The sequence below is a fragment of the Providencia sp. 2024EL-00732 genome (assembly GCF_044006275.1).
GTDB classification, from domain to species: Bacteria; Pseudomonadota; Gammaproteobacteria; order Enterobacterales; family Enterobacteriaceae; genus Providencia; species Providencia huashanensis.
This window is the reverse complement of record NZ_JBIPDG010000015.1, coordinates 84,752-107,526: the sequence shown is the minus strand read 5'-3', so window position 1 is coordinate 107,526 and position 22,775 is coordinate 84,752. Positions and strand designations below refer to the sequence as shown.

Sequence of the window (22,775 nt, the reverse complement as noted above, 5' to 3'; positions counted from 1 at the left end):
TTCATTGTTAATGCAAGAAAGGCTATGCTCTTTCAGTATCAGCAGCGGAAGCACGCTGGTTCAAGCGACGTTATCTTGCGATAACTAGTCTTGTGGGGGAATTTCCCCCACATTTCTCTCTAATTGTACGTTGGTGATACAAGCACCCTGTTTTGAATCTACACTCTTTGTCATTCTTACTTCAGTTCAATCAATAATCATAATAATACCAATGATATCAAAATCATTATAACCAATTGAATTTAAATATTTTTATTATAAAAACTGACTGTAAATAGATTTATTTTGAGTGGATCTTTGCTATGATTGCCGTGGGTGCTTGGATCATTTTGGTTCAAGCATTTGCCAAAGCCAAAAAGACGAAAGCCCCGAATTTAGATGTTAATCTTAATCCGAGGCAGTTTCCAAATCACACAATTTGATTCTGTCTCCTTTTAGAAAAGGAGTCAAGAGGAATGGCCAAAATTGCCCTTCTGGGGCTAGTTACCGTGTGTCTTACGGTGTTGTGTTTTTCATTGTTAATGCAAGAAAGGCTATGCTCTTTCAGTATCAGCAGCGGAAGCACGCTGGTTCAAGCGACGTTATCTTGCGATAACTAGTCTTGTGGGGGAATTTCCCCCACATTTCTCTCTAATTGTGCGTTGGTGATACAAGCACCCTGTTTTAAGTTATGGGCGATAAACCTTTATATTTTCATAACCTTGCTCTTTTAGGTATAGTGCTTGCAAGCGGCTCATTACCCCACGGTCACAATATAATAAATAGGTTTTATCTTTTGGTAAGTCACCAAATTGCGTACTCAATTTATAGAATGGAATGTGCTTAACTTCCATTCCATCTACATTCAGTGGCTTGTCTTCAAATTCATCAATTGAACGAATATCTAAAATCACTTCATTTTCAATTGAAAGCTCACTCACCATTTCAATTTCAGGGACTTTTTCAAGGCTTTCTTGTGCAATTTGTCGAATATCGATATTTTGCGCTTGCTCCACAACAGACTCTAAAATAGCAAAATCAAAATTGGCCTCTTCTGCTTCAATTCGTGCTTTAACAGCTTTCACTGTTGGGCTTTTTGAAATCACACCACAATATTCCGGCATGGTTTTCGCAAAATCTTCAGTCCCAATTTGCCGAGCTAATTTGATTATGTGTTCTTTGTCATGAGAAATCAGTGGCCTTAGCACCAAAGTATCAGAAGCATTATCAATAAGACGCAAGTTAGTTAAAGTTTGGCTAGACACTTGACCAAGCGCTTCACCCGTAACAATTGCCTGCACACCATAACGCTCCGCAACTTTAGACGCAGCTCTCACCATCATACGTTTAAGTACAACGCCCATTTGGCCATCATCGACTTTCTCTAAAATTTCAGCCACAACTGGCTCAAAGTTTACAGCAATAAAGCGCACTTTATGGGAGCTACCAAAACGGTTCCATAGATAATGTGCAATTTGCTTCACGCCAATTTCATGTGCCGCACCACCTAAATTAAAAAAGCAGTAATGAACACGGCAACCACGGCGCATCAACATATAGCTAGAAACACCAGAGTCAAACCCACCGGAAATTAGCGATAAAACATCTTCTTGCGTCCCTATAGGAAACCCGCCAATACCTTCAATACGTGATTTAACTAAAATCAGTTTGTCATCTTCAATTTCCAAATGCACGGTTGTATCTGGGTCTTTGAGCTTAACTTTAGCCGAAGGAATATGTTGGTTTAAACCACCACCAATGTAACGCTCAGCTTCAATCGATGAAAATTCGTGCTTACCGCGGCGTTTCACCCGAACACAAAAAGTTTTGTTTTCGAGAGACGCACCATAAGATTCATGGGTCATTTCATAAATATGGTGCAGGCTAGTAAACGGTTTTTCTTCCACTTCAAGGATATGGTGGATACCGGGAATACGACCTAACATGTCACAAATTTCGTCGTGCTTCGTTTCCCCTTTCACACGCACTTCAATATTATCCCAATTACGGACAACCGAAATTTCTTCGCCAAGAGGTTTTAGCACGTTACGGATATTGCTAGTCAGAATTTTAATGAAACGTAGCCTAACAGTTTGGCTTTTGATGGTAATTTCTGGGAATAACTTAATGATAAACTTCATAATAGCTGCATGTTCATGGTTGTGGGGCAAACGAACGTGTCTTAACAAGGACACACGTATAGGTTACCAATTGTCAATAAAGAGGCGTATTATAACACTATCTTGCGGACTGAATCTAAAAACACCAATAATAAATTGTAACCGTGGCAAGACTACGTTAGTCTGCTAAATATTTAACATTCCCCGAATTAACTAATTTAACATTAGTGGCTAAAGAATATGGCTAAAGAAAAATCTCAGCAAGTTGCACCTGTTAGTTTTGAAAACTCGCTTCAAGAGCTAGAGCAAATCGTCGCTCGTCTTGAATCCGGTGACCTCCCTCTAGAAGACGCTCTGAATGAGTTTGAACGTGGCGTTCAAATTGCCAAACAAGGTCAAAAAGTACTGCAACAAGCTGAGCAGCGTGTACAAATATTGCTCAGTGATGACGAAAATAAACCTCTTGCCGATTTTTCACCTGATACTGAATAAATTATGTCTGAACAACATTTAGATAGCTTCACGCTGCAACAAAAACAAACCTATGACAGAGTCAATCAATACCTTTTAGATGCCCTAAATGCGATGCCTTTTGCAAACCTTCCTCTTGCACAAGCAATGCGATATGGCACGTTATTAGGCGGGAAACGTTTACGCCCATTTTTAACTTATGCGGTAGGCTCTATGCTTGGTGTGAACCAAGAAAACCTTGATGCACCAGCTGCCGCTGTCGAGTGCATCCATGCCTATTCATTAATTCATGACGACCTGCCCGCTATGGATGACGATGATTTACGCAGAGGTCAACCAACCTGCCATATAAAATATGGTGAGGGTAATGCTGTCTTGGCGGGAGATGCATTACAAACGCTGGCCTTTCAATTACTTGCTTGTGCCCCAATGCCAGATGTCGCTGATAAAGACCGTATCGCAATGATAGCCGAGCTATCCTATGCAAGTGGCCTTGCTGGGATGTGTGGTGGGCAGGCTCTGGATTTAGACGCCGAAGGGAAATACGTCGACCTTGAATCCTTAGAACGTATTCATCTGCATAAAACTGGTGCACTCATTCGCGCATCTATTCGCCTTGGTGCTTATGCCGCTGGCGAAAAAGGGCATCAATTACTACCTGTTTTAGATAAATACGCACAGTCCATCGGGCTTGCCTTTCAAGTTCAAGACGATATCCTAGATGTTATCGGGGACAGCACGGTAACAGGTAAGCGCCAAGGGACTGATGCTGAGCACGAAAAAAGCACTTACCCATCTTTACTCGGCCTTGAAGCGGCTCAACAAAAAGCACGTGAGCTATATCATGATGCAATAAGCGCTTTAGAGACGATCCAGTCATATGGGTATAATATAGAAATGCTAAGCGCTTTAGCTAATTTCATTATTGAGCGTAAAAACTGACAATATGCTTTGCCTTTTGGCAACAAGAAGGTCGATAATTACGGCATTTATTACCTTGATGAATCTTCAGAACATTCTATAACTCAAAAAACAGACAGACTATTGCTTACACTAAGCGAGTTATAGAAAGGCAATCAATGAGGATCACCCACAATATGCGTAGATAAATTTACGCACCGCAATACTTAGATAACTGTTTCAGTACCGAGTATTCAATATGTGGGTTTTTTATTAATTATAAGTGAGTACCTAATGAGTATTGATATCGCTAAATATCCAACGCTAGCATTGGCAGAGACACCAGATGAGCTTCGTCTGTTGCCCAAAGAAAGTTTGCCTAAGCTGTGTGATGAACTCAGACAGTTTTTGCTGAGTAGCGTTGGCCGTTCTAGTGGTCACTTTGCTTCTGGTCTCGGTGCAGTTGAGCTTACCGTCGCATTACATTACGTCTACAAAACCCCGTTTGATAACCTTGTTTGGGATGTCGGTCACCAAGCCTACCCACATAAAATTTTAACGGGTCGTCGTGACCGTATTGATACTATTCGTCAAAAAAATGGTTTACACCCTTTTCCATGGCGTGAAGAAAGTGAATATGACATTTTAAGTGTTGGCCATTCATCCACATCGATTAGTGCGGGTTTAGGAATGGCTATTGCGGCAGAAAAAGAAAAGCAAAACCGTAAAACCGTCTGTGTGATTGGTGATGGAGCTATCACCGCAGGGATGGCATTCGAAGCCATGAACCACGCAGGGGACGCCGCACCCGATATGCTTGTTATCTTAAATGATAATGAAATGTCTATCTCCGAAAATGTTGGCGCGTTAAATAACCATTTGGCTCACCTGCTTTCTGGCAAGCTATACACCACATTACGTGAAGGTGGGAAAAAAGTTTTCTCTAACTTACCGCCAATCAAAGAATTGCTGAAAAAGACCGAAGAACATATCAAAGGTATGGTTGTTCCCGGTACCATGTTTGAAGAATTAGGCTTTAACTATATTGGCCCTGTTGATGGACATGACGTCGTCGCCTTAGTTCAAACCTTAAAAAACATGCGTGATTTAAAAGGCCCACAGTTTTTACATATCATGACTAAAAAAGGTCGTGGTTATGAACCTGCCGAAAAGGACCCGATCAGTTGGCACGCAGTACCAAAATTTGACCCAAGCACATTCACTTTACCCAAAAGCAAAGAGACGGGACCGACATTCTCTAAAATCTTTGGGGATTGGCTGTGCGAAGAAGCCAAAGATGATGACAAGCTAATGGCAATTACGCCAGCTATGCGCGAAGGCTCTGGTATGGTTCGGTTTTCTAAAGAATTCCCTGATCAATACTTCGATGTCGCAATCGCAGAGCAACATGCTGTCACCTTTGCAGCTGGTCTTGCTATTGGGGGCTATAAACCCATCGTCGCTATCTATTCGACCTTCTTACAACGGGGTTATGACCAAGTCATCCATGACGTGGCTATCCAAAAAGTACCGGTGATGTTTGCTATTGACCGAGCCGGCATTGTTGGCGCTGATGGCCAAACCCACCAAGGTTCATTTGATATTTCATTCCTACGCTGTATCCCTACTATGGTGATCATGGCACCAAGTGATGAAAACGAATGCCGCCAAATGCTACATACTGGCTACCATTACCAAGATGGTCCAAGTGCTATTCGTTACCCGCGAGGCACGGGGACAGGTGCACAGCTACAGCCTTTAGCTCCACTAGAAATTGGTAAAGGAGTTATCCGTCGCCAAGGGGAAAAAGTTGCTATTTTGTGTTTTGGTACGTTACTTAGTCATGCATTAGAAGCCGCTGAGCAATTAAATGCGACTGTGGTTGATATGCGCTTTGTTAAACCATTAGATGAAGCCTTAATCCTTGAGGTGGCAAGCAGCCATGATGTGCTCGTTACACTCGAAGAAAATGCAATTAAGGGTGGTGCAGGTAGTGGTGTGAATGAGTTCCTAATGCAGGAAAAAAGAATCATTCCTGTTTTAAACCTTGGTTTACCAGACTATTTTATTTCTCAAGGTAGCCAAGAGGAACTTATCGCTGAGCTCGGGTTAGATGCAACGGGTATTATTAAGTCAATTAATACCTACTTAGCCAAGTAATAGGTTAACGAAAAAAGGCATTACCATGATAATGTAATGCCTTTTTAAATAACAAAGTTAATCACTCTCATTTTCTTTTTATATACACAGTAATAGAGTGTTAACTTTAACTCTATTATTTCATTTCCAATGCAACTTTTAAAAAAAACACTTTTAAACCCTGCTTTTACATCTTAACTATATTTTTATATCATAATAATAAATAAAAAAAACCAAACATAATAAACTTATATACAATGATATTTATTCTATTCACTCTAAAACAGAATATATACAAAATATTTATCTTGAATGTAAATTTTGAAAATAAAAACATGCAAATTATTTTTAAATCCATTAATATGAACTATGTCACTGTATGACAGTGTAACTTAAGCTCTGACTTATATTGGTTTTTCATTGCATTATGCAATAAAGCTTATTCCTATTATATTTCAAAGCGTAACACTGAATAATAACGACTATATGATTTTAACAATTTTAACCAGGCTTTAATATTTAATTATTTTGTTTTCTTAATTTAAAAACCAGGAAACAAATAAACGCATTCCAACTACAATTTGCATATAGTTTCTCTTTATTTAGCCAATTTTAATAAATATATTTGGGAGCGCTTATGTGTGGACAATATATTAATGAACCTTTGTATTTATCCATTGCTAACTGGGTAATGAAACAAGGGCGCTGGATCACCGCCAGAGAAATATCCAATAATTTTGATATCCCTCACCCTAATGCGGTTAATATTGTTTCTTATATTTTATCTGACGTAGCTGAAATTCAATGTGAAGTTAAAATGATCCCGAATAAATTATCGGGTCGTGGCTGTCAGTGCCAAAGGCTGATTAAGGTTACAAAAATTGATAATCAACTTTATGCACGTCTTAGAAACCACCAATCTGAAAAAGTCACTATTGATTCTCCAGTGAAAGCGGCATCTATGCCACCGAGTGAATTAAATCGAGAGCAAAAATGGCAATGGATGCTATCAAAGGCACAACGCCGTTAACATAATGATCACATCAAAAAAACACGGGCTCAAGTCTGCGTTAAGGCTGTCGACAAAGCGGGATAAAAGCGTATTTTTCCCGCTTTGTATTATCAGCCGAAAATCAACAAATTAATTTTCTTCATATACTTTCAATAACTTATACAACTCAACAAATGAGATGCAAAGCTAGCTTTATAATTCTAAAAATATATTATTTATGGCATGATAGCCATCTATGGGAAAATAAGCCTGTATAGTATTGCCTATCCAAGAGAGAAATATTTACTGAATATTGGTTTAGGTTAAAAAGGTTGCTAAGAAAACTTAACTTTCATAGCAGAAAATGGACGCTATTTATCACCTATAATTAATATGAAAAATAAATTATTTCTAATCGCGCTATTGTTAATAACGGCAAGCCATGCATATTCAAACCCAGAGTTAAATAATGATAACTTTGAGCAAACAAAAATATTAGCAGAACAAGGCAATATTGAGGCTCAAAATCAACTCGCGATCATGTATTTCAACAGTTCTGGCTCCAAGCAAGACTATGTTAAAGCAATAGAGTGGTTTCAAAAAGCCGCTGAACAAGGATATGACGCTGCACAAAGCAATCTTGGGATAATTTATTTACAAGGTTTGGGAACTCAGCAAAGTTATACTCTGGCAAAGGGCTGGCTCCAGAAATCGGCTGAACAGGGATACGCGCAAGCTCAATATAACCTTGGAATAATGCATAAAAAAGGGGAAGGAATCAAGAAGGATCTTGCTCAAGCAAAAGAGTGGTTTCAACAAGCTGCTGATAAAGGCTATATTGACGCACAAAGCCAACTCGGTGAAATGTACTTAAACGGTGACGGAACCCAGAAAAACTATTCCCTCGCCTTAAAGTGGCTTCAAAGTGCCGCAGACAAAGGAAATGCAAACGCACAATTCAACCTTGCACTTATATACTTAGACGGCTTGGGTACCGAACAAAGCTATCAAGAAGCGTTGTGGTGGTTTCAAAAAGCCGCTGAGCAAGGAAACGCGGCTGCTCAGTACAATTTAGGTTTAATGCATCAAGACGGGTTAGGCACTCCCCCCAACAATTCACTAGCAAAAGAATGGTATCTAAAATCTGCACAACGAGGGCATGCACCCGCTCAAAGCAATTTAGGGCTTATCTATATTCAAGACACTGAAAAACAACCAGATTATACCTCCGCCAGAGAATGGTTTCAAAGGGCAGCAGAACAAGATTACGTCATTGCACAATATAATCTTGGCATGATGTATAAAAATGGTGATGGCGGCATTAAAAATAAAGAAATGGCAATAAAATGGCTACAAAAGGCCGCTGAACAAAATTACCCATCCGCACAATATAATCTTGGATTATTGTACCAAGATGAAAAAGATAACCACCAAAATCATAGCTTAGCGAAAGAGTGGTATCAAAAAGCCGCTGAGCTAAACTATGCGCCCGCGCAAAATCAGCTTGCCATATTGTATCTAAAAGGAATTGGCACGCCGCAGAGTTATACTCTTGCAAAAGAATGGTTTCTCAAAGCCGCGGAACAAAATAATGCTTCCGCACAATTTAATCTCGGTGTGATGTATAAAAATGGTGATGGCGTTGAAAAAAATGAAAGCGTGGCTCAAGAGTGGTTTCAAAAAGCTGAACAGCAAAAAAATAACTAACCTCATTTTTTCATAATAATCACTGTCGATAATGAAAACGCCCAGCTTTTAACTGGGCGTTCAAAGATTAATTACTGGCCTTTAGGTTTGACATCCGTTGTCCCCATGAGCCTTGGCCTATTCAACTCTATTTCTATCAAGGGTAACGTTTCATGTAATCCTTGTCGGTATCGAATGGCTAAGTCTTGATATTCTTTCGTATTGAGCTGCTTCCAATGCAATTCTTCCTCACGAATATGACGAGCAAAACGTGCAGGGCTGCCAACCAGTAATTGGCGAGGTTCGCCTTGAAACCCAGCTTTAACAAAGCTCATCGCCGCAACAATACTTTGTTCACCAACCAGGGCTCCATCCATAATCACACTGTTCATTCCCACTAATGCATCACGACCAATAATACATCCATGCAAAATAGCTCCGTGGCCTATATGCCCACACTCGTGGACAATGGTTTCGACATCGCTATAACCATGCATAATGCAACAATCCTGAATATTGGCGCCTTTTTCTATGATCAAACGGCCATAGTCTCCACGTAAAGAAGCGTTAGGCCCAACAAATACCCCTTCACCGATAATCACATCACCAATCACCGTCGCTGATGGATGTACATATGCGGTAGGGTGAACAACTGGGATCACCCCTTCAAAAGCGTAAAAACTCAAAATTCACCTCTTTGCTAAATGAACTAGCGCCCTTTCCAACTTGGTGAACGTTTTTCGGCAAACGCCAGCGGACCTTCTGTTGCATCTTCGGAGTGTAAAACCGCGGGGTAGTTTGTCAGCACACCGCTGCGCATAAGCTTATAACCCTCTTCAACAGTAAGCTCTCCGGTTGCGCGAAAAATTTCTTTCAAGGCCGCAACCGCAAGTGGTGCACTTTGAGTGATTTTTTCTGCGAGTTCACGTGCTTTTTCCATTAAACTTTCCATTGGTACTACTTCATTAGCGATCCCCCAGCGTAATGCTTCCTGAGCATCCATACGCCTTCCCGTCATCACCATTTCATTCACGATCGGTGCTGGTAAGATTTTAGGTAAACGCAAGACACCGCCGCTATCAGGCACAATACCAAGTTGGGCCTCTGGTAAGGCAAAACTGGCATTTTCAGAGCAAATGATCATATCTGCCGCTAAAGCTAGTTCAAAGCCTCCACCAAACGCATAACCATTAACAGCAGCAATCACTGGTTTGTTTAAATTGAAAATTTCAGTGAGTCCGGCGAAGCCACCGGGACCAAAGTCGGCATCAGGTGCTTCACCTTCTGCCGCAGATTTTAAGTCCCAACCCGCAGAGAAAAATCGCTCTCCTGCTCCTGTTATAATGGCGACACGCAGCGAAGGATCATCGCGGAAATTAAGGAAAACTTCCCCCATTTTAAAACTGGTTTTTGCATCTATCGCATTTGCTTTAGGTCTATCAAGTACGATTTCCAAAATGGAGCCATTACGGGTAATTTTTAATGATTCGCTCATAGTGCAATCCTTTAGTCATCATGCGCTGCCATTTTGCCTACAGAAAGTTGCAGCCAAAACGTTCGCGTAATTAATAGAGTTATTCGATTATTGCAGATGTTTTTTCAGCACTTTTCCAGAACAGTTACGCGGTAAATCCTTACGTACCTCAACCCATGATGGCACTTTAAATTTCGCCATTTGCTTTTCACAAAAAGCGAAAAACTCTTCCTGAGTTAATGTTTCACCCTCTTCTAACACAATAAAGGCTTTAATCGCTTCATCACGGATCTCATCAGCAACACCAATCACCGCCACGTCAACAATCAAAGGATGTGAAGCAATAATATTTTCAATTTCACTACATGAGACGTTCTCACCGCCTCGTTTGATCATATTGATGCTTCTGTCCACAAAATAGAAAAATCCATCTTCATCTTGGTATGCATAGTCGCCTGTGTGCATCCAATTTTGCTCATCAAATGTTTTTTCTGTGGCTTCAGGGTTGTTGTAATACTCTTTAAATAAAGTTTTACCTCGTTCTCCCTTCACACAAAGCTCACCAATCACCCCAGTGGCAACAGGTTGATTGGTTTTATCCCTAATTTGCGCTTTATAGCAAAAACCAGGACGACCAATGGATGGCCAACGGCGGATATCACCAGGTCTATCCCCAATTAGCCCCACAATAGTTTCCGTCATGCCATAAGAAGTCAGAAAACTTTTCACAGCAAATCGAGCCATAAACTGCTCTTTTTCCTCATCACTCAAGTTGAGGTAAAACATGGCTTCACGTAAGCAATGGTCTTTTTCATTATCCGCCAGCGGCTGGCTTAAAAGCGTACGGATCATCATGGGGATCAGCTCAACAACAGTGGCTTGGTGCCTCACAACTTGCTGCCAGAAACGTCTCGCACTGTATCTCTCAAGTAAGACAAATGTTGCACCCACTGAAAATGCCGCCATCGATGCTGTACATTGGCAATCGATATGAAAGACTGGCATTACCGTAAGGTAAATATCGTCGGAACGTAACGTGTTCTGCCAAGAAGAGTAATAACCCGCAAAGCGTAAGTTGTAATGGGTAATAACCACCCCTTTCGGTTTGGAAGTGGTACCTGAGGTAAATAAGATTTCCGCAGTATCACCCACACTAAGCTCAATAAGTTGGGTTAACTCTGTCGGTTTTTGTGCTTGTTCAAGCAAAAAGTTTGAAATGCCTTCCTGCGGTTTAAACGACATATCTGAAATTAAAAAAATGTGCTCAAGGCTGGTACTTTTATCATCAAGTACACGTTGATAAATATCTAAAAAAGACGCACAAGTGACCACCATACGAGGTTGGCAGTTTTGCATAATCCAAGCGGCTTCATGGTATTTATAGCGTGCGTTAACTGGGACCATAATCGCCCCAATTTTCGCCAAGCCAAACCAGCAAAAGAAAAACTCTGGGCAATTATCTAAATGTAAGGCAACCTTATCCCCTTTTTGTATTCCATAATCTAAAAAGAGATTTGCTGTGCGATTAATTTGCTGATTCATTTCTATATAACTGAATTCACGAATATTTCCATCGCAGGATTCAAAGATAAGCGCCTTATTATCCCGATGGGTCAACGCTAGGTCATCCCACATTTGGCGCAAATTTTGTTTACCGATTACATCCATTAATTGTTTCCCATCATTTCCCTAATGAATATCAGGCCAGTTGGATTAATTGACCTGACTATCCATTCAATTAATCAACTATTTTGGCTAATCCTTTGTCGACTAACCCCCGAATATCAATTTCGCTATATCCAATATTTTTTAGTATCTCTGTCGTATCCATGCCATGTGATGGCATACCACGCCAAATTTGCCCTGGATTATTTTTGAATTTTGGCATCACATTTGGGCCACGACAGGTTTTTCCATCCATAGTCTGCCAACTGGTGATCGACTCACGAGCCAGATATTGTGGGTTGGTTTCTAATTCAGGAATGGTTAAAACTTTGGCGCTTGCAATGTTGAGTTCGGCTAATCTCGCTAGCACCTCATCAATTGAGCGAGCACCTAACCATTCATCAAGTTTTTCTTCCATTAAAGGCCCATAGGGGCACTCAATACGATGAATAAGCTGTGTGCCTTCCGGTATTTCTGGTGTACCAAGAAGATGAGCAAGACCAATATCTTTAAATATTTCTTGGATTTGTGTGATACCGACGATTTCCATCACAATATAGCCATCATTACAACTATAAAGGCCGCAACCTGCGTAATAGGGGTCTTTCCCCTTGGTCATCCGCGGGCAGATTTCACCACCATTGAAGTAATCCATCATGAAGTATTGCCCCATTCGTAGCATGACTTCATACATGGCAATATCAATACTTTCCCCTTTCCCCGTTTCACGGGCTTTATACAATGCAGCTAGAGCCGCTGTTGTAGCTGTCATGCCTGAAAAATAATCAGCAGTATAAGGAAAGGCTGGCATTGGCTGGTCTTTATCACCATTTTGGATAAGATAACCACTAAAAGCCTGTGCAATAGTATTGTAGGCAGCTAGGTTAGTGTATTGAGGGTCACCGTATTGCCCGAAGCCTGATAAATGGGCGATAACCAATTTAGGGTTATGTTGCCAAAGTACTTCATCGGTGATCCCTCTACGGGCAAATGCAGGTCCTTTACTCGCCTCAATGAATATATCCGTTGTTTCCATTAATTTTAGAAATGCCTCACGCCCTTCATCCTTAAAGATATTCAATGATAATGCGCGTAAATTACGCCTTGATAGCTGTGGATAATTGGGTTGAACACGAATAGTGTCTGCCCAAGCTACGTTCTCTATCCAAATCACTTCCGCGCCCCATTCTGCAAACATTTGCCCTGCAAATGGACCGGCTATTTCAATCCCTGAAAACACCACTCTGACCCCTGCTAATGGGCCAAATTCTGGCATTGGTAAATGCTCTGCCATGTTCTAATCTCCTGTTAAATTTGGCTGGCCTTCTTAAAAAGCCAACCAATAAACATTCAGCTATTAGCGGTACTGTTTCAGTACACTGCGGCCTAATGTCAGTATTTGCATTTCATCTGAACCACCAGATACACGGTCTACACGCAAGTCACGCCAGAAACGTGCGATTCGATGCTCACCAGCAATACCTACACCACCCAGTACCTGCATCGCAGAGTCTACGACTTCAAATGCCGCATTCGCACAGAAGTATTTACACATTGCTGCATCACCAGAAGTAATCAATCCGTTGTCACTCTTCCAAGCAGTTTCATATAACATGTTACGCATTGAATTGAGCTTGATCGCCATATGTGCAAATTTTTCTTGAATTAATTGATAACGGCCAATTGCTTCACCAAACTGAACACGTTGATTGGCGTAACGGGCTGCATCTTCAAATGCACACATTGCAGTTCCATAGTTAGTCAATGCGACTAAGAAACGCTCATGGTCAAACTCTTCTTTCACACGGTTAAAGCCGTTACCTTCACGGCCAAACATATCTTTTTCATCCAGTTCAACGTTATCAAAGGTAATTTCGCAGCAGCTATCCATACGTAGGCCCAGTTTCTCAAGTTTATTGACCTTGATACCGGGTTTGCTCATATCTAAAAACCACTCGGTGAAAACAGGTTTATCAGGAGAATCTGCATCACGACTCATCACCACAATGTATGGTGTGTAAGCACTACTGGTGATAAAACATTTGCTACCATTGAGATAAACTTTGCCATTACGGCGTTGGTAAGTTGTTTGTAAACTCCCTACATCAGAACCCGCGCCGGGCTCCGTAATCGCAGAGTTCCACATTTGTTTACCTGTACCGCGAAATGCCATAATTTTATCAATTTGTTCTTGGGTCCCTTCTCTGAGTACGGTATTAAACCCCCCCGGTAATTGGTACAACACATACGTTGGTGCGCCAAGGCGACCCAGCTCCATCCATACCGCAGCGACTGTAATAAACCCAGCGTTTAAACCGCCATGCTCTTCTGGGATCAACAGGTTATCAATTTCCATGTCCGCCAAGGCTTTAACAAAACGTTCAGGATACATACTGTCGCGGTCGCATTGTGCAAAATAGCTTTCCCAGTTTTCACTGGCCATCAGCTCACGAATCCCTGCGACAAACAGCTCCTGCTCATCATTCAATCTAAAATCCATATTAATAACCTCTTAAATGTTGTTTCTGAATAAATTAATCATTTTTCCAATGCACTTTTGCATCTTTAATAAAGGAGAGCGTTACCATAATGTTGACGAAAAAAAGTGGGCATCCTCCGGCAATTATCGCTGTTTGAATCGGTTTCAATCCGCCTAGAGCCAGTAATACGATACCGATAACACCGACTAAAACAGACCAACCGATACGCACCAATAACGGTGGCTCATCGCCATCTTTCACTGCGCGACAAGTCGACATAGCGAGAGTGTATGAACAAGCGTTGATGAGTGTGACGGTGGCGATAAAGCAGAGGATGAAGAAGCCCCAAATTGTTGCAGTGCTCAAAGGTAAGGCTGCCCATGTTTCAATAATGGCGCGTGCAACGCCGAATTCTTCAATCAGCTTTGGAATGTTAATAATATTTTGGTCAACGAGTTGTAATGTATTACTGCCTAGGATGGTCCAAATTAACGTTGTCCCTGCCGTCAAGCCTGCTACCATGCCGATACACAGCTCACGGACGGTACGGCCTTTAGAGATACGGGCGAGGAAAATACACATTTGGATGGCATAGATTACCCACCACGCCCAATAGAATACGGTCCAACCTTGTGGGAAACCGCCTTTACCCACTGCATCTGTATAAAACAGCATGCGTGGCATATACATCATTAAAACCCCGATAGAATCGGTGAAATAGTTCACAATGAAGCTGGCGCCGCCAACAATAAATACCCATCCCAGCATCAAGAAACTCAAGTAACTACGGACGTCACTGGCAATTTTCACCCCTTTTTGCAAACCAAAAGCCACGCAGATTGCATTTAGGATGATCCAGCAGAAGATAATGATGGCATCAAGTTGTAAGGTATGAGGAATACCAAATAAGTATTGAATACACTCAGTAACGAGTGGTGTAGCTAACCCTAAGCTGGTCCCCATGGCTAATATCAAAGCGACCAAGTAAAAATTATCAACGATGGTACCGAACCAGCCATTTACATGTTTTTGACCCACTAATGGGACAAGGGTGCTACTTGGGCGGATAACATCCATTTTGCGAACAAAGAAAAAATAACCGAATGCAACAGATAAGAAACTATAGGTTGCCCATGGTAGTGGTCCCCAGTGGAATAAACTGTATGCAAGCCCAATATTTTTGGCCTCTGTTGAATAGGCTTCAAAACCAAAAGGAGGTGCAGAGACGTAATAATAGATTTCAATAGAACCCCAAAATAGTACCGCAGCAGAGGTACAGGAGGCGAACATCATAAAAATCCAGCTCGCGCGGCTAAATTCAGGTTTTTCATCCCCCAAACGCTTTTTGGCGTAAGGACCCAATATTAACCAAAACCAGCCACCAAACATTATCACCATGTACCACTCAAATGCCCAGCCCCATACATTAGTGACATAGCTGAATACTTGATTGATAACTTCGTTAGAAGCATCAAGGTCACGGACGGTTAACCAACACAATAGTCCAACAATGATCAATGGCGGAAAAAAAACTTTTGGTTCTATTCCACCCTTTTTATTTTCTTTGCTCATAGTTCGATCCCAATTTATTATTAAATATATAAGCTTTTAAATAGATATTAGTCTCAACACCTCATCTCACTTATTTATTAGCAAACTCAATAAATTTAATTAAGTATTAATCCAATCACTATTCAAATCATGTCGAGTCCCCATAAACAATTCTGTTATTAAGGTCACAATATTATTCGTGATAAATATTTGTTACTAATATCTGACGCCTCAATAATTAAAATAACCAATAAATACATGCAGATAAATTATCTTGTAATATTAATGTTATTAAATACCTTCAGTATTGGTGATTAGCATAACAATATTGAACATTACATTGATAAGTTGATGATTTTTACAGTATTGGTGAGTAGTGTATCAGTATGAATATTTAAACCGACTTTAATTCAAGGTTTTCAATATTGGTGACTTAGGTTTTATTTTTAAATATCCAGTTCATGATAATTATATAATCCGAAACAAAAACGGATCATATTTATTAATTATATTTTAGGAGATGTAATGAATATTATTACATGCTATAAATCTGTTCCCGATGAACAAGATATTATTGTAAATAGCTCAGATGGTTCTTTAGATTTTTCACGTGCAGATACCAAAATTAGTCAATATGATTTAAATGCGATTGAAGCAGCTAACCAAATTAAAGCGCAACAAGCAGATAGTAAAGTTATTGCGTTAAGTGTTGGTGGTAAAGCACTAACCAATATGAAAGCACGTAAAGATGTATTATCTCGTGGTCCAGATGAACTTGTTGTCGTTATTGACGATCAACTCGAACACGCCTTACCACATCAAACTGCACTTGCCTTAAGTTCTGCGGCTCAAAAAGTTGGTTTTGATTTAATTATCTGTGGTGATGGTTCCGCAGACTTAAACGCTCAACAAGTTAGTATCTTAATGGGTGAAACCCTGCAAGTTCCCGCTATCAATGGCATAAAGAAAATTGTCTCCATCACACCGGATACGCTCATTGTAGAACGCGAATTAGAAGATGAAATTGAAACATTGTCCATTTCGTTACCTGCCATTATCGCAGTGACCTCCGATATTAATGTCCCTGTCATCCCATCAATGAAAGCCATTTTAGGTGCCGCTAAAAAACCCGTTCAAGCTTGGGCAATAACCGATATTGGCTTGGATAACGTTACAGCATTATCCGCACAATCTATCGCAGCACCTAAGCAAAAAGTTCGTCAACGCATCATCATTGAAGGTGATGGCGAAGAGCAAATTGCACAATTTGCTGAACATTTAAGAAAAATCATTTAATCGGAGGAGTTATGAGCAAATTATCAACCGTTTGGGTATTTAGTGATATGACTTCCCGTTTACCTGAACTTATCGGTGGGGCCCTCACTCTCGGCGAACAAGTCAATGTATTAACGTTAGATGACGCACAAAGCTCACAAGCCTTTCAACTTGGCGCAACCCACGTTTTTCAACTGTCTGGTAAGCCTGACGACCGTATCATCGAAGACTATGCTGATACCATTGTCACGACAATTAAACAGCATGGCGATAACGGACTATTACTGCTACCTAATACCCGTAGAGGTAAATTACTGGCTGCACGCTTAGGTGCAAGACTGCAAGCTGCTGTGTCTAACGATGCGGCAACTGTGACAGTAGAATCAGGAAAACCTGTAATAAAACATATGGTTTATGGTGGGTTAGCCTTTGGCCAAGAAACCTTAAACAGTTCATTTTCAGTCGCTACACTCACCACCGGCACGTTTGAAGCTGCGCAAAATAATGCATCACTCAGCGGTACTGCTCAAACTGCACCATGGGTCGAACCAAAACAATCTATTGTACGTACCTCGATTCAGAAAAAAGCAGGTAACTCCGTTGAACTAGATAAAGCACGTCTAGTGGTCAGTGTAGGTCGGGGGATTGGAAGCCAAGAAAATATCGCTATCGCGAAAAAACTCGCTGATACCATCGGCGCTGAAATTGCCTGTTCTCGCCCTGTCGCAGAAAACGAAAAATGGATGGAGCATGAGCGCTACGTTGGTATTTCCAACCTGATGCTGAAACCTGAGTTATATCTCGCAGTAGGAATTTCTGGTCAAATTCAGCATATGGTTGGCGCAAACGGCGCACAAACTATCGTCGCCATTAATAAAGACAAAAACGCCCCTATTTTCCAATTTGCAGACTATGGGATCGTTGGCGACCTGTTCAAAATTTTACCGGTTTTAACGCAACAACTGGCTAAATAAACTCAATAGCAGTGGGGTTTTCCTCACTGTTTCAGTGACCTTTGGAGAAACTATGTCCGATGATATATTTGATGCAATCATTGTAGGCGCGGGTCTAGCTGGTTCAGTGGCTGCATTGGTGCTTGCCCGTGAAGGTGCGCAAGTTCTCCTAATCGAAAGGGGAAACTACGCAGGCGGTAAAAACGTCACAGGTGGCCGCATGTATGCTCATAGCTTAGAGCGTATCATTCCTGAATTTACCCAAAATGCCCCTATTGAACGTATGATCACGCGTGAAAAGCTGTCATTTATGACAGAAACAGGTGCAGTAACAGTCGATTTCCAAAATGGAGCAGAGCAACCCCCAGAAGAAACATCTTGGTCAGTGCTGAGAGGCAAGCTTGACCCGTGGTTAGTCGAACAAGCTGAAAATGCCGGCGCACAATGTATTACAGGTATTCGCGTTGATAAGTTAGTGGAACGGAATGGCAAAGTTGTAGGTGTTGAAGCCGATGGTGATGTGCTAGAAGCCAAAGTGGTGATCCTCGCTGATGGTGTGAACTCCATACTGGCTGAACAACTAGGAATGACCAAACGAGTGAATGCTGAGCATGTCGCTGTTGGGGTAAAAGAATTAATTGAATTGCCAAAAGATATTTTAGCTAACCGATTTAATCTTAAGGAAAAAGAAGGGGTTGCATGGCTATTTGCGGGGGCTCCTACCGATGGCTTGATGGGGGGAGGCTTCCTTTATACCAATGAAGATACTATTTCTTTAGGTTTAGTTTGTGGCTTACATCATATTAAAGATGCCAAAAAATCGGTTCCACAAATGCTCGAAGATTTTAAACACCACCCAGCGGTCGCCCCATTAATTGAAGGGGGCAAAATGATTGAATATGCCGCTCACGTTGTCCCAGAAGCGGGCTTGAAAATGCAATCAGAGTTGGTCCGTGATGGCGTGCTAATCGCAGGGGATGCAGCTGGGATGTGTATGAATTTAGGCTTTACCATCCGCGGAATGGACTTAGCCGTTGCTTCGGGTGAAGCCGCGGCAAATGCAGTAATTAACGCTATGAAAAAAGAGGACTTTAGTAAACAAGGACTCAGTGAGTACCTCAAATTACTCAACGAAGGCCCTCTTCGTGATATGAAAATGTACCAAAAAATGCCTGAGTTTTTAGATAACCCACGCATGTTTTCCGCTTATCCAGAAATGGCTGTCGGTATTGCTAAAAAACTCTTCACTATTTCAGATGAAGCACCTGTGCCACTGCGTAAGACTATGCTACAAGAGGCAAAAAAAGTCGGCTTCATCAATTTAATCAAGGATGGAATTAAAGGAGTGAGGGCAATATGAGTGATCCAGTCAATGTTGATGTCAAGTTAGGCATTAATAAATTTAATGTCGATGAAGAAAATCCACATATTGTTATCAAAGAGCACCCGGATATGAAAGTGCTCGAAATATTAACCAAAGCCTGCCCTGCTGGCTTATATAAAAAACAAGAAGATGGCTCCGTACGTTTTGATTATGCCGGCTGCCTTGAATGCGGAACCTGCCGTATCCTAGGCTTAGATGGTGCATTAGAAAAATGGGAATACCCACGCGGCACATTCGGCATTGAATTTCGTTACGGCTAATTTAATTAGCATAACCCTAAAAGCCATTAACTTTTAGGGTTTTTAAGCGCATATTTGCGCTGACACTGGGATGCACAATGAAACCAAGAAGTTTTGACGATGTCCAATTTTCTTCCGTTCATCGGCGGATCATGCTCTGGGGGAGTGGTGGGCCTTTTCTGGACGGTTATGTTTTAGTCCTGATCGGCGTCGCTTTAGAGCAACTCACTCCAATATTAAGTTTAAACAGTGAATGGATTGGCTTACTAGGTGCCGCAACGCTTGCGGGTTTATTCATTGGTACCTCACTGTTTGGCTACATTTGCGACCAAGTCGGTCGCCGCAAAATGTTCTTAATCGATATAGTGGCCATAGGGGCAATCTCTGTTGCAACTATGTTTGTTTCAACCCCTTTAGAACTACTAACAATGCGTTTTTTAATTGGCATTGTCATTGGTGCTGATTATCCCATCGCAACCTCGATGATCACCGAATTTTCCAATACCAAACAGCGTGCGTTTGCGGTCGGGTTTATTGCAGCCATGTGGTACGTTGGCGCAACTTGTGCCAATCTTGTTGGCTATATGCTTTATGATGTTCAAGATGGTTGGCGCTGGATGCTAGGCAGTGCCGTCATTCCATGTATCGTTATTTTAATTGGCCGTTTTGATCTACCTGAATCGCCTCTTTGGTTAATCCGCAAAGGACGTATTCAAGAATGTGAAAAAATGATGGAAAAACTGTTTGGCCAACCTGTGGTTTTTGAAGCTGAGGAAGCGAAAAAAACACATTTTCATCAACTGTTTAATAAACGACATTTTTCTTTCGTATTATTTACTGCGATTATTTGGACCTGCCAAGTGATCCCAATGTTTGCCATCTATACTTTTGGCCCACAAATTGTTGGGCAATTAGGTTGGGATCAAGGTAAAAATGCGGCTTTAGGCAACGTAGTTATCAGCTTATTTTTTATGTTAGGTTGCTTACCAGCGATGTACTGGCTAAATAAAATGGGAAGACGACCACTGCTAATTGGTAGCTTTGCCCTAATGACTGCAGCGCTAACTATACTCGGGTTATTTTCTAACCTTGGTATCTGCCTCGTCATTATCATGTTTGGTATTTATGCATTCTTCTCTGGGGGCCCAGGGATTTTACAGTGGCTCTACCCTAATGAGTTATTTCCAACAGATATTCGCGCATCCGCTGTTGGGGTCATTATGTCCATCAGCCGTATCGGAACCATTTTTTCCACATGGGCACTACCGATTTTTATCACAAAATACGGTGTTAGCACGGTGGTATTGATGGGGGCAGGGGTTTCTTTACTTGGGCTAGTTGTCTCAATTCTATTTGCGCCAGAAACCAAAGGATTAACCCTAGCACAAACCTCAGTGATGGGTATTCGGCGCAAAAAGAAGTAAAAGAAGTAAAAGAAGTAAAAGAAGTTACTACGATAAGCAATCACATCCAATACGCTAAATAGTTTGAGTTGTGGCTAGGCGGCAATCGAGGTTATCCCGATGAGCATACAGAAGTATGTGATTCGGGTAACCGAGTGCAGCCAACAACGCCACAGCGCAAAATATGACGCGTATTTATACGCTAAATAGTTTGAGTTATGGCTAGGCGGCAATCGAGGTTATCCCGATGAGCATATAGAAGTATGTGATTCGGGTAACCGAGTGCAGCCAACAACGCCACAGCGCAAAATATGACACGTATTTATACACTAAATAGTTCAGATTGTAGGTAGGCGGCAAGCGAATAAGACCCTAGGAGCATACACCAGTATGTGACTAGGGCGAATAAGCGAAGCCAACACCCCTACAATTTGAAATATGACGCGTATTTAATTGGTTGAGAATGGCATAATGTCATACCAAACCAACAACCAAATTGTCACATAAGCAAATATCGCCGCAATAATATCATCAATCATGATACCAAAACCGCCGCTGACCTTTCGGTCAAAAATACGTATTGGCCATGGCTTCCACATATCATAAATGCGGAAAATAAAGAATGCGGTAATGACCCATTCATAATCGACCACTGGGATTGCCATTAAGGTAATCCACATCCCGATAAACTCATCCCACACGATGCTACCGTGGTCATGAATTTTCATATCATCAGAGGTACGTTGGCAAATTAGACAGCCAATCCAAAAGCCCGCCACAATGAGCACCCATATGCTCCACACTGGCATATTTGCCATCAATAACCAAAAAGGTATTGCCGCAAGGGACCCCATAGTCCCAGGTACAATTGGCGATAAACCGCTGCCAAACCCCGTTGCTAGCAAATGCCAAGGGTTACGCATATTCAGCCGTTTTTTTGCTTCTGCTTTTTCTTGGCAACTTGCCATGCTACGCACCTTCCGAAACAAAATGATCGAAACCTTTTAGGTTTACATCAACTTCTTGGTTATTGCAAAAGTAGCTGATCCCTTCAGATTGCGGCTTAATTTGCCCAATACAAGTAAAACCAGACCCTGTATGAGCTAAAGCCATTTCTAATGCCCCGCGATTAATTTCCGGTACAGTAAAGCATAACTCGTAGTCTTCTCCACCACTCAGGGACCATAAACGGCTTTGCTCAACGCTACAGTTCTGTACTAAGGCCTCTGACTGCGGCAGTGCATCCAAATTAATTCGAGCGCCACAGCCACTTGCCTTCAAAATATGATTAAGATCAGAGACTAGACCGTCTGAAATATCAATCGCAGAAGACGCTAAGTTCCTAAGGGCTTGACCTTGTAAAATACGTGGCTGTGGACGTAAATGACGCATAATTAGCCATTCTTTATGCGCGGTATTTTTGATATTCAGCCTATCTTGTAAAATAGCAAGACCTGCTGCGCTATCCCCTAATGTCCCTGTCACATAAATCCAATCCCCATTGCGTGCACCAGCCCGAGACAATGCTTTACCCTGTGGTACTAACCCATGGACAGTATAAGTCAGGCTCATTGGACCACGAGTGGTATCACCGCCAATTAGCTGCATCCCGTAATAATTTAATTGCTCAAATAAGCTATCACTAAATGATTGCAACCAATCACAATCAACGCAAGGTAATGTAATAGCTAAAGATACCCATGCGGGGTCTGCCCCCATTGCTGCAAGGTCACTTAAATTAGATGCTAATGATTTATAGGCTAGGTCAGCAGGTGAAATCGTAGGGAGGAAATGCACACCAGAAACAAGGGTGTCAGTACTCACAGCAAGTTGCTGTTTTTCTGGGATGGTCATCAACGCACAGTCATCTCCAATACCGATATTTACATCACGTCGGTTCGTTGTTTGACGGTTAAAATAACGTGCGATGAGGTCAAATTCGCCATAGGACATGGTAGATTTTCCGTTTTCGCTATAACTATTTTCGTTTTAAATAAAACAAATAATTTATGCTCTTAATAATACAAGTGGCAAATAACTAGCTGAATCAATATACCTGAAACTT

The 22,775-nt window shown here is 41.4% G+C and carries 20 protein-coding genes; 11 read left to right on the top strand and 9 right to left on the bottom strand.

Annotated elements, in window-relative coordinates; genetic code table 11:
• The first annotated feature begins 455 nt into the window (after positions 1 to 455).
• Positions 456 to 599 carry a Hok/Gef family protein gene (locus tag ACHB7C_RS18535; protein ID WP_004914564.1) on the top strand — a complete coding sequence of 48 codons (144 nt, stop codon included), beginning with the start codon at positions 456 to 458 and terminating at the stop codon, positions 597 to 599.
• A gap of 69 nt (positions 600 to 668) precedes the next feature.
• Here the strand turns inward: ACHB7C_RS18535 and thiI are convergent, their stop codons facing one another.
• Complete coding sequence (thiI, locus tag ACHB7C_RS18530) at positions 669 to 2,120, bottom strand: tRNA uracil 4-sulfurtransferase ThiI (protein ID WP_042846927.1); 1,452 nt, start codon at positions 2,118 to 2,120, stop codon at positions 669 to 671.
• A 219-nt stretch (positions 2,121 to 2,339) separates the two neighbouring features.
• Between thiI and xseB the strand changes: the two genes are divergently transcribed.
• From xseB to ACHB7C_RS18505, 5 genes are all read left to right on the top strand, one after another.
• Positions 2,340 to 2,591 (top strand): exodeoxyribonuclease VII small subunit, encoded by a 252-nt coding sequence (gene xseB / locus ACHB7C_RS18525; protein WP_042846928.1) that lies wholly within the window; start codon positions 2,340 to 2,342, stop codon positions 2,589 to 2,591.
• Positions 2,592 to 2,594: 3 nt separating this feature from the next.
• Complete coding sequence (gene ispA, locus ACHB7C_RS18520) at positions 2,595 to 3,512, top strand: (2E,6E)-farnesyl diphosphate synthase (protein WP_230233361.1); 918 nt, start codon at positions 2,595 to 2,597, stop codon at positions 3,510 to 3,512.
• Between the two features lie 252 nt (positions 3,513 to 3,764).
• Positions 3,765 to 5,630: a 1-deoxy-D-xylulose-5-phosphate synthase gene (gene dxs, locus ACHB7C_RS18515; protein WP_166685959.1), complete on the top strand. Its 1,866-nt coding sequence runs from the start codon at positions 3,765 to 3,767 to the stop codon at positions 5,628 to 5,630.
• Between the two features lie 616 nt (positions 5,631 to 6,246).
• Positions 6,247 to 6,639 carry a carnitine metabolism transcriptional regulator CaiF gene (gene caiF / locus ACHB7C_RS18510; RefSeq protein WP_042846931.1) on the top strand — a complete coding sequence of 131 codons (393 nt, stop codon included), beginning with the start codon at positions 6,247 to 6,249 and terminating at the stop codon, positions 6,637 to 6,639.
• Positions 6,640 to 6,993: 354 nt separating this feature from the next.
• The gene (locus ACHB7C_RS18505; RefSeq protein WP_395348148.1) at positions 6,994 to 8,307 is read left to right on the top strand and encodes a tetratricopeptide repeat protein; all 1,314 of its coding nucleotides are present in this window, start codon (positions 6,994 to 6,996) and stop codon (positions 8,305 to 8,307) included.
• A 71-nt stretch (positions 8,308 to 8,378) separates the two neighbouring features.
• Here ACHB7C_RS18505 and caiE read toward each other — a convergent pair whose 3' ends face one another.
• The 6 genes from caiE to caiT form a co-directional block, all read right to left on the bottom strand.
• Complete coding sequence (gene caiE, locus ACHB7C_RS18500; RefSeq protein WP_042846932.1) at positions 8,379 to 8,972, bottom strand: carnitine operon protein CaiE; 594 nt, start codon at positions 8,970 to 8,972, stop codon at positions 8,379 to 8,381.
• A gap of 23 nt (positions 8,973 to 8,995) precedes the next feature.
• Positions 8,996 to 9,781, bottom strand: a complete 786-nt coding sequence (caiD, locus tag ACHB7C_RS18495) for a crotonobetainyl-CoA hydratase (protein WP_129466860.1) — start codon at positions 9,779 to 9,781, stop codon at positions 8,996 to 8,998.
• 87 nt (positions 9,782 to 9,868) lie between these two features.
• Positions 9,869 to 11,428, bottom strand: coding sequence for a crotonobetaine/carnitine-CoA ligase (gene caiC / locus ACHB7C_RS18490; protein ID WP_042847027.1), 1,560 nt, complete (start codon positions 11,426 to 11,428; stop codon positions 9,869 to 9,871).
• 70 nt (positions 11,429 to 11,498) lie between these two features.
• Positions 11,499 to 12,719 (bottom strand): L-carnitine CoA-transferase, encoded by a 1,221-nt coding sequence (gene caiB, locus ACHB7C_RS18485; RefSeq protein WP_042846934.1) that lies wholly within the window; start codon positions 12,717 to 12,719, stop codon positions 11,499 to 11,501.
• Between the two features lie 63 nt (positions 12,720 to 12,782).
• Positions 12,783 to 13,925: a crotonobetainyl-CoA dehydrogenase gene (gene caiA, locus ACHB7C_RS18480; protein WP_042846935.1), complete on the bottom strand. Its 1,143-nt coding sequence runs from the start codon at positions 13,923 to 13,925 to the stop codon at positions 12,783 to 12,785.
• Positions 13,926 to 13,959: 34 nt separating this feature from the next.
• Positions 13,960 to 15,477 (bottom strand): L-carnitine/gamma-butyrobetaine antiporter, encoded by a 1,518-nt coding sequence (caiT, locus tag ACHB7C_RS18475; RefSeq protein WP_071547710.1) that lies wholly within the window; start codon positions 15,475 to 15,477, stop codon positions 13,960 to 13,962.
• A 504-nt stretch (positions 15,478 to 15,981) separates the two neighbouring features.
• Between caiT and fixA the strand changes: the two genes are divergently transcribed.
• From fixA to ACHB7C_RS18450, 5 genes are all read left to right on the top strand, one after another.
• Positions 15,982 to 16,752 carry a putative electron transfer flavoprotein FixA gene (fixA, locus tag ACHB7C_RS18470; RefSeq protein WP_042846937.1) on the top strand — a complete coding sequence of 257 codons (771 nt, stop codon included), beginning with the start codon at positions 15,982 to 15,984 and terminating at the stop codon, positions 16,750 to 16,752.
• Between the two features lie 11 nt (positions 16,753 to 16,763).
• Positions 16,764 to 17,705: an FAD-binding protein gene (locus ACHB7C_RS18465; RefSeq protein ID WP_129466861.1), complete on the top strand. Its 942-nt coding sequence runs from the start codon at positions 16,764 to 16,766 to the stop codon at positions 17,703 to 17,705.
• A gap of 52 nt (positions 17,706 to 17,757) precedes the next feature.
• A complete protein-coding gene (gene fixC / locus ACHB7C_RS18460) occupies positions 17,758 to 19,044 on the top strand; it encodes an FAD-dependent oxidoreductase FixC (RefSeq protein WP_166696903.1) in 1,287 nt (428 codons plus the stop codon).
• Positions 19,041 to 19,328 (top strand): ferredoxin-like protein FixX, encoded by a 288-nt coding sequence (fixX, locus tag ACHB7C_RS18455; RefSeq protein ID WP_217008456.1) that lies wholly within the window; start codon positions 19,041 to 19,043, stop codon positions 19,326 to 19,328. The genes fixC and fixX overlap by 4 nt, the downstream gene beginning before the upstream one ends.
• A 77-nt stretch (positions 19,329 to 19,405) precedes the next feature.
• Complete coding sequence (locus tag ACHB7C_RS18450; protein ID WP_395348141.1) at positions 19,406 to 20,731, top strand: MFS transporter; 1,326 nt, start codon at positions 19,406 to 19,408, stop codon at positions 20,729 to 20,731.
• 428 nt (positions 20,732 to 21,159) lie between these two features.
• On the opposite strand, the gene pgpA is transcribed toward ACHB7C_RS18450, so the two are convergent.
• Both pgpA and thiL read right to left on the bottom strand, forming a co-directional pair.
• A complete protein-coding gene (gene pgpA, locus ACHB7C_RS18445) occupies positions 21,160 to 21,678 on the bottom strand; it encodes a phosphatidylglycerophosphatase A (RefSeq protein WP_042846942.1) in 519 nt (172 codons plus the stop codon).
• Position 21,679: 1 nt separating this feature from the next.
• Positions 21,680 to 22,663 carry a thiamine-phosphate kinase gene (gene thiL, locus ACHB7C_RS18440; protein WP_042846943.1) on the bottom strand — a complete coding sequence of 328 codons (984 nt, stop codon included), beginning with the start codon at positions 22,661 to 22,663 and terminating at the stop codon, positions 21,680 to 21,682.
• Between the last annotated feature and the right edge of the window lie 112 nt (positions 22,664 to 22,775).